The sequence below is a fragment of the Psychrobacter sp. SCQQ22 genome, assembly GCF_015864605.1.
GTDB lineage: Bacteria > Pseudomonadota > Gammaproteobacteria > Pseudomonadales > Moraxellaceae > Psychrobacter > Psychrobacter fozii.
Genome location: NZ_JADYWZ010000002.1, coordinates 126,038 through 138,099 on the forward strand (window position 1 = coordinate 126,038; position 12,062 = coordinate 138,099).

Annotated in this window: 11 protein-coding genes; 4 read left to right on the forward strand and 7 right to left on the reverse strand. The window is 43.8% G+C overall.

Going from position 1 to position 12,062, the window contains the following annotated elements; all coding sequences use genetic code 11:
• Window positions 1-56: 56 nt before the first annotated feature.
• The 5 genes from I6E84_RS03335 to ispF form a co-directional block, all read right to left on the reverse strand.
• A complete protein-coding gene (locus I6E84_RS03335; protein WP_197216138.1) occupies window positions 57-1,016 on the reverse strand; it encodes an AEC family transporter in 960 nt (319 codons plus the stop codon).
• 258 nt (window positions 1,017-1,274) lie between these two features.
• Window positions 1,275-3,170, reverse strand: coding sequence for a tRNA uridine-5-carboxymethylaminomethyl(34) synthesis enzyme MnmG (gene mnmG / locus I6E84_RS03340; RefSeq protein ID WP_197216140.1), 1,896 nt, complete (start codon window positions 3,168-3,170; stop codon window positions 1,275-1,277).
• Between the two features lie 230 nt (window positions 3,171-3,400).
• Window positions 3,401-3,931, reverse strand: coding sequence for a hypothetical protein (locus I6E84_RS03345; protein ID WP_194363140.1), 531 nt, complete (start codon window positions 3,929-3,931; stop codon window positions 3,401-3,403).
• 172 nt (window positions 3,932-4,103) lie between these two features.
• Entirely contained in the window at window positions 4,104-4,454 is a 351-nt protein-coding gene (gene grxD / locus I6E84_RS03350) for a Grx4 family monothiol glutaredoxin (RefSeq protein ID WP_110922946.1), read from the reverse strand.
• 123 nt (window positions 4,455-4,577) lie between these two features.
• On the reverse strand, window positions 4,578-5,078 hold the full coding sequence (gene ispF / locus I6E84_RS03355) for a 2-C-methyl-D-erythritol 2,4-cyclodiphosphate synthase (RefSeq protein ID WP_194197513.1): 501 nt from the start codon (window positions 5,076-5,078) through the stop codon (window positions 4,578-4,580).
• Window positions 5,079-5,352: 274 nt separating this feature from the next.
• Here ispF and mnmA point away from each other — a divergent pair, with 274 nt between their 5' ends.
• The 3 genes from mnmA (at window position 5,353) to I6E84_RS03370 (ending at window position 8,783) form a co-directional block, all read left to right on the forward strand.
• Complete coding sequence (gene mnmA, locus I6E84_RS03360; RefSeq protein WP_197216142.1) at window positions 5,353-6,579, forward strand: tRNA 2-thiouridine(34) synthase MnmA; 1,227 nt, start codon at window positions 5,353-5,355, stop codon at window positions 6,577-6,579.
• 112 nt (window positions 6,580-6,691) lie between these two features.
• Entirely contained in the window at window positions 6,692-8,095 is a 1,404-nt protein-coding gene (gene purB / locus I6E84_RS03365; protein ID WP_197216143.1) for an adenylosuccinate lyase, read from the forward strand.
• Between the two features lie 40 nt (window positions 8,096-8,135).
• Complete coding sequence (locus tag I6E84_RS03370) at window positions 8,136-8,783, forward strand: DUF2238 domain-containing protein (protein ID WP_197216144.1); 648 nt, start codon at window positions 8,136-8,138, stop codon at window positions 8,781-8,783.
• Window positions 8,784-8,808: 25 nt separating this feature from the next.
• On the opposite strand, the gene I6E84_RS03375 is transcribed toward I6E84_RS03370, so the two are convergent.
• A complete protein-coding gene (locus I6E84_RS03375) occupies window positions 8,809-8,994 on the reverse strand; it encodes an NF038104 family lipoprotein (protein ID WP_110922951.1) in 186 nt (61 codons plus the stop codon).
• Between the two features lie 143 nt (window positions 8,995-9,137).
• On the opposite strand from I6E84_RS03375, the gene I6E84_RS03380 reads away from it, so the two are divergent.
• Window positions 9,138-10,310, forward strand: a complete 1,173-nt coding sequence (locus I6E84_RS03380) for a cupin domain-containing protein (RefSeq protein WP_197216145.1) — start codon at window positions 9,138-9,140, stop codon at window positions 10,308-10,310.
• Window positions 10,311-10,550: 240 nt separating this feature from the next.
• On the opposite strand, the gene guaD is transcribed toward I6E84_RS03380, so the two are convergent.
• The gene (gene guaD / locus I6E84_RS03385) at window positions 10,551-11,993 is read right to left on the reverse strand and encodes a guanine deaminase (protein ID WP_197216146.1); all 1,443 of its coding nucleotides are present in this window, start codon (window positions 11,991-11,993) and stop codon (window positions 10,551-10,553) included.
• Window positions 11,994-12,062 lie beyond the last annotated feature (69 nt).

The window sequence follows — 12,062 nt, forward strand, 5'->3', positions numbered from 1 at the left end:
CTACTTATGAATTTATTATTTAACTCGTGTGTCATCTTATAGCCCCAAAACAGAGCTTACATCATACCCAATCCGCGTAAAGTTGCCGCGCCAATTGCCATGCCAAACATACCAACGACGGTGGTAAACGCTAGAATATTGGCCGCGAGTATGTCATTGCCACCCATCGCTTTTGCCATCACGTAACTGGCCGCGGCGGTTGGGGATGCCACCATCAAAAACAGCACGCCCATGTGTACGCTAGATAGACCAAATGCCAAGCCAATGGCGATAGCAACGATTGGCGCAATGACGATACGTCCTATACTGGCCTGCATAGACAGTCCTGATGGATGTAACATGGACTTCATGTCGATGCTCGCACCTGCGCAAATAAGTGCTAATGGCAAGGCCACTGCTGCCAATAAATCACCGGTCGTATGAATGACGCCAGTAATAGGCGGCAATGGCAGCGCTTTATAAACAAAAGCACTGACCAAAGCTAGAATCAGCGGATTGGTCAATAGTTTTTTGACTATCATAATACTGCGACTGGACCACGTATCATTTACACTTTTAGACACACGGCTGAGGGTAATCACGGCTAAGATATTAAACAATATCGTGACGACTCCCATGTAGACGGCCCCGATACTCAAACCTCGCTCTCCGTAGGCATTGGCAACCGTGGCTAACCCTATAATCGCCATATTGCTACGGAACACACCTTGCACAAATACGCCTTGGTCAGCAGGTTTGCTCACAAAATACTTGGCGTAGACTTCTGCTCCAATAAATAAGAGGAACGTCACTAAGATACCAGCGATAATCAATGTGATTTGCTTGGCATAATCGACATCACTGTCGACCACACTGAAAAACAGCAGGCAAGGTAAGCAGTAATTAAAGACAAAACTAGAGGCTTGATCGATAAACGTCTTACTCGCTTCGCCACGCCTTTGCATAAAAAAACCCAACCACATTAAGGCAAGGTTGGGTAAGACGATAGTAATAGCAAATACAATAGCATCAATCATAAATAGGCTCAGTTCGATGACAAGCCCATCATAATATGGACATCAGCGAGATAAATTAACAAGTAATGAGAAAGTTTCTGACCTAGTATAGAGACAAAGTAGCAAGTAAGACAAGGTTACATGCTCCTTTCTTTCGAAACCAACTGTAATCCTAACAAACAAAAGCCCGTAACGAGATGTCGTTACGGGCTTTTGCTTATTGTAAGTACTTTGTTATGAAAGGCTTTGTTAGGCTGTCATCAAAAATTAATACGGCTATTATGAATCTAGCGCAGCCTTCGCTTTTTTCTGTTTTTTAACCGTCATGGCTAACAGTTGAATGGCAGCAGGCGTAACACCACTCACTCGTCCGGCTTGGGCTAAAGTCGAAGGACGGACTTGCGTGAGTTTTTGCACAATCTCATTTGATAATCCAGATACGACACTATAGTCAAAGTCCATCGGTAGTGCGGTATTTTCGAGACGTTTCATTTGATCGATGTCTTCTTGCTGGCGATCGATATAGCCTGCATATTTGACAGAAATCTCTATCTGCTCGCCCACTTGTGTATCGACCTGCGAATCAGTAATAGCAGCGATATCAGCAAAATGTATCTGCGGACGCTTGAGCAAATCAAAGGCTGTCGCTTCTTTGCTAAGCACCTCTCCTGTTTGCTCTGTCACTTTTTTGCCTAGCGCATTAGCAGGGGTTGCCCACATGTCTTTTAGGCGTGAAGTCTCTGTCGTAATCGCTTCCATTTTTTCTTGATAAGCCTGCCAACGCACATCGTCAACCAAGCCAAGCTTGCGACCCGTTTCAGTCAAGCGTTGATCCGCATTGTCTTCACGTAACAATAGACGATACTCTGCGCGGCTCGTGAACATACGATACGGCTCAGTCGTACCATGGGTAATCAAATCGTCAACCAACACGCCAAGATACGCTTCATCACGGCGCGGTGTCCACACGTCAAATTCACTATTATTAGTGGTCACCAATGCGGCGTTTGTACCTGCCAATAAACCCTGTACGCCCGCTTCTTCATAACCTGTCGTACCATTGATCTGACCGGCAAAGTACAAGCCATCAATAGATTTGGTTTCGAGCGTTGGTTTTAGGTTTTGTGGATCAAAGTAATCATACTCAATAGCATAACCTGGACGGGTAATGTGCGCGTTCTCTAACCCTTTCATACTATGAATAAACTCTAACTGCACATCAAATGGCAAGCTGGTTGAGATACCATTTGGATAGAGCTCATGCGTGGTTAGACCTTCTGGCTCAATAAATATCTGATGGCTGTCTTTGTCTGCAAAGCGATGGATCTTGTCTTCAATAGATGGGCAATAACGTGGACCCACGCCTTCGATTTTGCCAGAGAACATCGGCGAACGATCTAAATTCTCACGGATAATGTCATGAGTACGCGCATTGGTATGCGTGATATAGCAGTTGACCTGCTCTGGATGCATAGAGACGTCACCCATATAGCTCATGACTGGTAACGGTGTGTCACCCGGCTGTACGGTCATCACACTAAAGTCAACGCTACGCGCATCAATACGTGCTGGTGTACCTGTCTTTAGACGACCGACTGGTAGCTTAAGCTCACGCAAACGATCTGCCAACTTGATAGACGGCTGATCCCCTGCACGTCCACCTTTGGAATTCTCTAGGCCGATATGAATCACACCACCCAAGAAAGTCCCTGAAGTCAGTACCACTGTTTCAGTCTTAAAGATAATACCAGTAGAGGTAACCACTGCCGTTGCACGACCATTCTCTACCAAGATATCATCAGCGGCTTGCTGAAATAGATCAAGGTTTGGCTGGTTTTCTAGCGTATGACGGATAGAGGCTTTATAAAGAATACGATCCGCTTGCGCACGTGTGGCACGAACGGCAGCACCTTTACGGCTGTTTAGCACGCGAAACTGGATACCAGCTTTGTCTGTTGCTAGCGCCATCGCACCACCTAATGCATCAATCTCACGCACCAGATGTGATTTACCGATACCACCAATCGCAGGATTACAGCTCATCTGTCCGAGTGTCTCAATGTTATGCGTCAACAGCAAGGTCTGCGCGCCCATACGTGCGGCCGCCAAAGCAGCTTCTGTGCCAGCATGACCGCCACCGATTACTATCACGTCGTAATGTTTTGGGTATTGCATGTGTGCCTCACTTGACTCATAACGCTGCCGATTACCCTATTTTATTATCAAACCGTGTGATTATAAAATAGTATGGCAATCGGCAAATAAACGTCAGTCGAATTTATAAAAAAGACAACGACTCAGATAAGTCGTTGGTAATTGGGTAGATAACCTATCATTATAACAATTTTTTGATGCTTAAAAAACGTCATAGCAAAAACTATTCATATTAAGGTCTACTATAAAAATTATTTCCCAGGGCTCAGCGGTACGATCTGATCGAATTGACCACTAGACAGCATATGATGGCTACCATAGCCTTCTGGATTGATCTGCAGATACGCATTCATTTGACCAATCGCATCGCCGTCATCACTGGCTAAAATCTGCTCTTTAATCAGTTCAACAGGCGGTAATAGTAAGTTTTTAAGCAATGCCAAGCGCTGTTGGTTATCACCTTTATTGGCCACCAACTCAATCAGCTGGCGCGCGTCAATTGGTAGATCTGGTGTGTTTTGAGCCAGTAACGCCAAATGATAAGCACCTGCCGTATCTTGATCGGCGACAATGCGCTGTTCGATAGCAACATACGTCGCTTCTGTCGCGCCGCCTGCCACACTAAGCTGATGGATACATTTCAGTGCTGAGTTGGACTCACTACTGGCAATTTCGATGATACGTGTCGATTCATTTTTTAAATGCTCGCGGCGTTTCTCTATTGCTGCTTGCTCAGCAGATACCGGTTCAGCCAATTGTTGTTCTGTTGGTTGATTGCTCATAATATTCTCTCACTATTTATGTTTTTATAATATTTGCTGTTGAGCCATATATGGGGGCAAGACTGACAAAAACAATAAAAGCCCGAGCGACCAATTAAGGACTGACTCGAGCTTTTATTGTTAATAACTTACCAGCTTGATAATAAAAAAGCTTAGATAAGTGTTTTTAGCATTAAGCAGCTGGGCTGTTTGCTTCAACCAATGGCTTTAGCTCACCTGATTGATACATCTGCAAGATGATGTCTGATCCGCCCATCAACTCACCGTCGATCCATAATTGTGGAAACGTCGGCCAATTCGCCACTTTTGGTAAAGTTGCACGAATTTCTGGGTTTTCTAAAATATTTACAAAGGCAAATGGGCGACCGATCTGAGTAAGAACTTCAATCGATTTAGCAGAAAAGCCACATTGTGGAAACTGCGGTGTGCCTTTCATATAAATAATAACTTTATTGTCACGGATTTGATCACGGATCAATTGTTCAACGTCGTTTGCAGCAGTGTTTGGGGTTTGCTCAGTCATAAAAGCTCCTATTGATAAAGCGGTTCATTGAAAACAGTGATTAATATTACAAAATAATTGAGTAAAGAGACGGCTGATACATGGGGCAATCAACACGATATTACAAGTATGATTATATATCGGTTAAACATCAACTCTATGAGGCACTAATAATACCACGGCATTGGCCATGATGCCCTCTTGACGACCTGTAAAGCCTAACTTTTCAGTCGTGGTGGCTTTCACACTGATATTGCTAATATCCGTTTGCAAATCACTGGCGATATTTTCACGCATTGCCTGACTGTGCGGCGCCAGCTTTGGACGTTCGCACATCACAGTAATATCCGCATTGCCTAACCGATATCCTGCCTCTTGTACTTTGCCATAGACGTAGCGTAACAAGACTCGCGAATCTAAACCTGCATGTGCCGCATCGGTATCAGGGAAATGCTGACCGATATCACCAAGCGCCAATGCGCCAAGCAGTGCATCAGCGAGCGCATGTAACACCACATCACCGTCAGAATGTGCAAGCAAACTGTGAGTATGCTCAATGGGCACGCCTGCTAATATGACATATTGCTGCTGCTGACCATTATTATGGAAAGCATGAACATCGATACCTTGTCCAATTTTTATCATTAGTATTCCAAATAAAATAAAGGCGATTAAAATAATTTAAAACTACTATCTGAATTTTCAAAGCAGTTTTACGAGCAGTAAGATGCCATAGGTCGCCACCCGTTTCAATTAACTGGTATAATATGACGCTTATTTTATCATAATACCAAATCTGAAAGATGAGATGACAGTGTCAATGTGGTCAACTTACTAAATCTAGTAACTTTAGTAAGCAGCACCAGCTTATATGGTCATATCAAATTTTGAATTAAGGTATAAATAGTTGAGCCGTCTTATGTCAGCCATCCCAAATACATCAAGCACACCCGTTTCTGATTCTTTCAGCGCCCAGCGTACTTTGACGCTTGCCGATATTGATAATCCTAGCACCAAGCATGTGATTGTCGGTATGTCAGGTGGTGTTGATTCTTCTGTGTCTGCCGTCCTACTCCAACAAGCAGGGTTTAAGGTAGAAGGCCTGTTTATGAAGAACTGGGAAGAAGATGACGGTACGGAATACTGTACGGCGATGGATGATTTGGCAGACGCGCAAGCCGTGTGTGACAAAATCGGCATGAAGCTGCACACGGCCAATTTTGCGATGGAATACTGGGATCGTGTTTTTGAGCACTTTTTAGCGGAATATAAAGCCGGTCGCACCCCAAACCCTGATATTTTATGCAACAAAGAAATCAAGTTCAAAGCATTCTTAGACTATGCCTTGACCCTTGGTGCTGATTACATCGCTACTGGTCACTATACGCGACGCAGTGTAAATTATACCAATGCCGATGGGGATGAAGTTGCTCAGCTCTTACGTGGCTTGGATAATAACAAAGATCAAAGCTACTTCTTACATGCTGTCGGCGGCGATAAAATTGCCAAGACATTGTTCCCAGTCGGTGAGCTCGAAAAACCTGTCGTGCGCCAGATTGCAGAAGAGCATGATTTAGCGACAGCTAAAAAGAAAGACTCTACTGGTATTTGCTTCATTGGCGAGCGCCGTTTCAAGGACTTTTTACAGCAATACTTACCTGCCCAAAAAGGCGATATCGTGACCGACGATGGACATACCATCGGCACTCATGATGGCCTGATGTATTACACCTTAGGCCAACGTGGCGGTATTGGTATTGGCGGTGTCAAAGATCGTCCTGAAGAGCCTTGGTTTGTATTGGCAAAAGACCTAGACAAAAACCGTTTGATTGTCGGTCAAGGTCACGAACATCCAATGATGCTCAGTAATGAGCTGACGGCTTATAAAATGGATTGGGTCGACGGCCTGCCACCTGCGGAAGTGTTTACCACAGAGGGCCTACTCTGTATGGCAAAAGCACGCTATCGCCAGCCAGATCAAGCGTGTCGTGTATTTGCAACAAGTGCTGACGGAAACGATGTTCGTGTGGTGTTTTACGAGCCACAACGTGCCGTCACTCCAGGTCAGTCAGCCGTATTTTATATCAATGAAGTTTGTCTAGGTGGCGGCGTGATTGCTTCAATTGATGCGCCATGCGGCTTCTAAAAGAATTACAGCGTTACTTTCGAGAACCGCGACACCATTATTAAATTATTTTTACTGTTGTACTTAAAACGATTTATTTCACTACAATCACTGACTAAGCTAAAGGATATCTATGACCACCTCTTTTTCTGCCTTGACAGCCCTTTCTCCAATCGACGGTCGCTATGCGTCTAAAGCCGACAGTTTACGTCCTTATTTATCTGAATTCGGTCTGATCAAAGCTCGCGTCACCGTTGAGATTCGCTGGTTGCAGTCATTGGCTGATAATAGCGCTATCGGCGAATTGGCAGCATTTGATGAAGCAACGAATGCTTTCTTAAATGCTATCGTTGATGATTTTAGTGAAGCCGATGCGCAAGCTATCAAAGATATCGAAGCCACGACCAATCACGATGTAAAAGCAGTTGAATACTTCATCAAAGACAAATTCCGTGGTCAGGACGCACTCATTGATTCGCTAGAGTTCATTCACTTTGCTTGTACCAGTGAAGACATCAACAACTTGTCATACGCCTTGATGCTCAAAGACAGCCGCGAGATCGTGGTTGCTAAAATGCAGCAAGTGACTGATAGCATCGTTGATTTGGCCATTACTCACGCCGAGCAGCCTATGTTGTCGCGTACACATGGCCAGACCGCTAGCCCAACGACCCTTGGTAAAGAAATGGCAAACGTAGCCTATCGCCTAGCCCGCCAAATCAAACAAATCGGTCAAGTTGAGCTATTGGGTAAAATCAATGGCGCGGTTGGTAACTATAACGCTCATTTTTCAGCCTATCCTGATGTAGACTGGCAATCACATGCCGAAACCTTCATCGGTGAGCGTCTTGAGCTAACGTTTAACCCTTACACCACTCAGATTGAGCCACATGATTATATCGCTGAGCTATTTGATGCCGTCAAACGCTTCAATACTATCTTGATCGATTTTAACCGTGATATTTGGCAATATATCAGCTTAGGCTATTTCAAACAGCGTCTAAAAGACGGCGAAGTGGGTTCTTCTACCATGCCGCATAAAGTCAACCCAATTGATTTTGAAAACTCAGAAGGTAACTTGGGCGTTGCGAATGCTATGTTGGCACATTTGGGCGAAAAACTGCCTATCTCACGTATGCAACGTGACTTATCAGATTCAACCGTATTGCGTAACATCGGTGTTGGTCTGGCACAAAGCATGATCGCTTTTGACGCTTGCTTAAAAGGCGTTGGTAAGCTTGAATTGAATGCGCAGCGTTTGAATGACGATTTGAACAATGCACAAGAAGTATTGGCTGAGCCGATTCAAACCGTGATGCGTCGCTACCGTGTGGAAAACCCATATGAAAAGCTTAAAGCATTGACCCGTGGTAACGCCATGACTCGCGAAGCCATACTAACGTTTGTCGAAAGTGATGAGTTGTCTGCTGTTAGCGACGCTGATAAAGCACGCCTACGTGACATGACACCAGCCACTTATATTGGTAATGCCACTGAGCAAGCCCTTACCATTAAAGATTGGATTGCCAAGCTTTAATTGACTGCTATTAACAGCTAGCAAAAAATAAGCGGGCAAAATGCAGCGACATTTTAAATCTGTGGTTGTCAGTACCATTGCGGTATTCATTGTAATGGTGCTGGCAAGTATTGAGCCTCTAGAATGGTCAAGCTACCTACTACATCAGTTGGGTACCTTGATTTTTTTAGGGTTTATGCTGCTAGCCTATCGTTATTGGCATATTAGGTCACGCTCCTATATTCTCGCTTCAATATTTCTATTCATTCATATTATCGGTGCACGTTATCTATACTCATATGTGCCCTATGATGATTGGACACAGCTCATATTTGGCGCCAGCTTAAACGATTTTTTTGGTTGGCAGCGGAATATGTATGACAGGCTCGTACATTTTAGCTATGGGCTTTTGCTGTTCTATGGGATGGTTGAGAGCTCAAAATTTATCTTTAAGATATCATCCATCAAACTTTTGATAGCGATTGCACTTATGATTAATATGTCGTCAAGTTTGCTCTATGAGCTATTAGAATGGGGAATTGCAACCACCTTATCGCCAGAAGCAGCAGAAGCTTATAATGGTCAGCAAGGTGATGTTTGGGATGCCCACAAAGACATGGCATTAGCACTACTCGGTGGGCTAATTGCTGCGGTGATTACTCTATTTCAAATTCGTTACGATAGGGCTATGATCAACATGATCAAGTAGCCGAAAATAACAGCCGAATAATAAACTAATCATCTTTTTTGTCGTCATCACTATCGCCCGGTATGATGGCTTTACCCACTGCGACCGTACCTTTTACCACGCCTTTAGTAGTTTTATAAGCAATCTTAGCAGGGACAGTCACAAGCTTATGTATACAGCCTTGCAATAAGAACACACTGGCGATAATGACAATAAAATGTAACTTTTTCATAAATTTCCTACGATTAATGAGAGGCTCCGATAGCAAGTATTATACTCGCTATTAGATAGGTGATAATCATAAACTATTAAACCCCTCCTATAAAGCAATCCTCATTATTAATCTTATACCTACCCAAAGACACGGATTTACTCATGACCTCTACACCTCTATGCTTGCCAGCCTCTATCACTGCTGAACAGTTCCTAGCAGAATACTGGCAAAAAAAACCGCTCCTTATTAAGCAAGGCTTGCCACAACTTATTGGCATGTTTGAACCTGATGACATGCTAGGCCTAGCACTAGAAGAAGAAGCCTCAGCACGCCTACTGACCCAGTCTGCGACCAAGACCGAAGGACAAGCACAGTGGCAACTTAAAAAAAGCCCGTTGACTGAAGCTGATTTTGATAACTTACCTGAGCAATGGACGGCACTCGTACAGAATCTAGAGCAATGGTCTCCTGAGCTTGGTCAACTGTGGCAAGCTTTTGACTTTATACCTCAGTGGCAGCGCGATGATATTATGGTCTCGTATGCGCCAAAAGGCGGCTCAGTGGGCAAACACTATGATGATTACGATGTATTTTTGGCACAAGGTTACGGTCACCGCCGTTGGCAGCTAGGCAAATTCTGTGATAAAGGTACAGAGTTCGTCGCCGATGAGCCAATCAGGCTTTTTGACGATATGGGCGAGATTATATTTGATGAGATATTAGAAGCTGGCGATGTGCTGTACGTACCACCTAAATTATCGCACTTTGGCGTTGCACAAGATGACTGTTTGACGTTTTCTTTTGGCTGCCGTCGCCCAAACTTGATGCAAATCATCGATAATATGGCTGATATCGCAACCAACGACAGCGATTTATTTATACCGATGCTACTGCCACAAGCGCTACAGGCATCAGGTGAGCTACAAGCTGACAGTATCCAAGCGATCAAAAACCAGTTATTGCAAATGCTACAATCTGATCGTGGTGATGACATGATTCGCCAAGCAGTGTCTGAAGTGGTTAGCAAGCGTCAATATGATGCACTCGTACCAGAAGAAACTTTGGATACAGACGAGCTGATGCAAGCTTTGGCTGAAGGCGCAACACTGCAAGCTGACTATAACAACCGCTTGATCTACAGCCACACTGATGATGGCATCCTACTATATGCGAACGGTCAACGTATTGATGGGCTAGATGATGCGTCAACGACGGTGTTGATACGCTTGGCCAGTGGCGAGCATTTAACAAAGCAAGATGTCACGGATATTGAACCAGATGAATTGAGTGAATGGTTAGAAAACGGCTGGGTTTGGATTAATTATCCTGAATAATGTGCTAATGCTGGTATTTAACTAAAGCTTAAACAGGCTTCATAGCGAAACATGCTCAGTGTCTATTTACAGAGTAACTTTAGTAAAATAGACACTGGGTGCCATTCAAATAAAGGCTATTAAAATAAGAGCCCTTCGAATAAAAGCCATTCGAATATGGACACTTAAACGCTGTCGTTTGAAGCGCTATACTGTGTTAAACAAACCATATTTTTATCACTTATTCTACAAACACTTATCCTATAAAGTCGTAGATCTTTTATAACGACTCACGCCAGCGATAACGGTCTGCTCAATCACTCTATCATCGCCTAGCATCATCAACACAAACAACTGCTCTTCAAGTGACTTGGTCTGTGTCATACGACGCTCAAGCAACTCCGTACCGCCCATATTTATCACGACAAAATCAGCTTCTTTGTTTGGCATGAAATTGCCAATTTTATCATCCAACAATAACGACTGCGCATTACCCAACGTAATCTGATACAACCCTTGATGGGCTGATAGTGATTTTTTCTGTAATTGCTGAACCTTATAAGCCTCTGATAAAGTCGTCAGCATCGATAAGCTAGTACCCGCCCCCACATCAGTCGCGATACTCACGCCGGTATAACTCAAGGTTTTGGACAAATCGAACAGCCCACTACCCAAAAATAAATTGGAGGTTGGACAGTGTGCTATTTGAGTACCCGTATCACGTAACACTTCATACTCTGAGGTTTCAAGGTAAATACCATGTGCCAGTGTGGTTCGTCTGCCCAGTAAGCCCATATCATGATAAACATCCAAATAGCCTTTGTGATTGGGATAAAGCTCACGTACAAAAGCCACTTCATCAAGGTTTTCGGCCAGATGTGTTTGCAAATAAACACTATCATAACTGCGGTATAGCTCACCCGTCATTTGTAATTGTTTTGGCGTCGATGTAATCGCAAACCTTGGAGTGATGGCCACATGTTGACGTCCATGCTCATGCCATTTATCGATGATATTTTGCGTATCTCGGATGCCTTGCTCAGTGGGCACACACAGATTCTCAGGGGCATTCTGATCCATCAGCACATTACCAGTAATCATGCGTGTGTTCAGTCGAATACTTTCAGTAAAAAAAGCCTCTACCGATTGCGGATGACTGGTCGAAAACACCAATGCACTCGTCGTACCGTTGGCCAATAACTGGTTTAAAAAGAATCGGGCAGTATCATGGGCAACTTTTGGATTACCAAAATTTGCCTCGGTGACAAAAGTATAATTATTGAGCCAATCGAGTAACTGCTCTCCAAAAGCAGCAATCATATCTATCTGCGGGTAATGCACATGAGTATCGATAAAACCTGGCATGATTAGATTGTGTTTACAGTTATGAATCTGTACTGATACTTTACTCTCTTGCTCGCTCTCATTGCCATACTGCGATATCATTGAGGCACAATCACCATAATCCACAACTAGACCTGTTGCATCATCGACTACGAGTGCACCGTCTGCAATATACTCAGGATAAACGTTCACGCCTGCGATGACAGGTAATAGTGAGGTACTGCTATCCAGCTCTATGGTATTGAGATACTGGGCATTGTCTGAATCTTTTGCCGCAGCCTCCAATTCTTTTGATCGGATAGCAAGGTCATCTTCGGTAAGATAATGCAGTAATTGAGCTTGATAAATATGTATAGCCATAAAAAATCTCACATTAATGGATCAGCACTTTGGCACAAGATTAGGCCGTGTTAAACACTCAAGCATGAC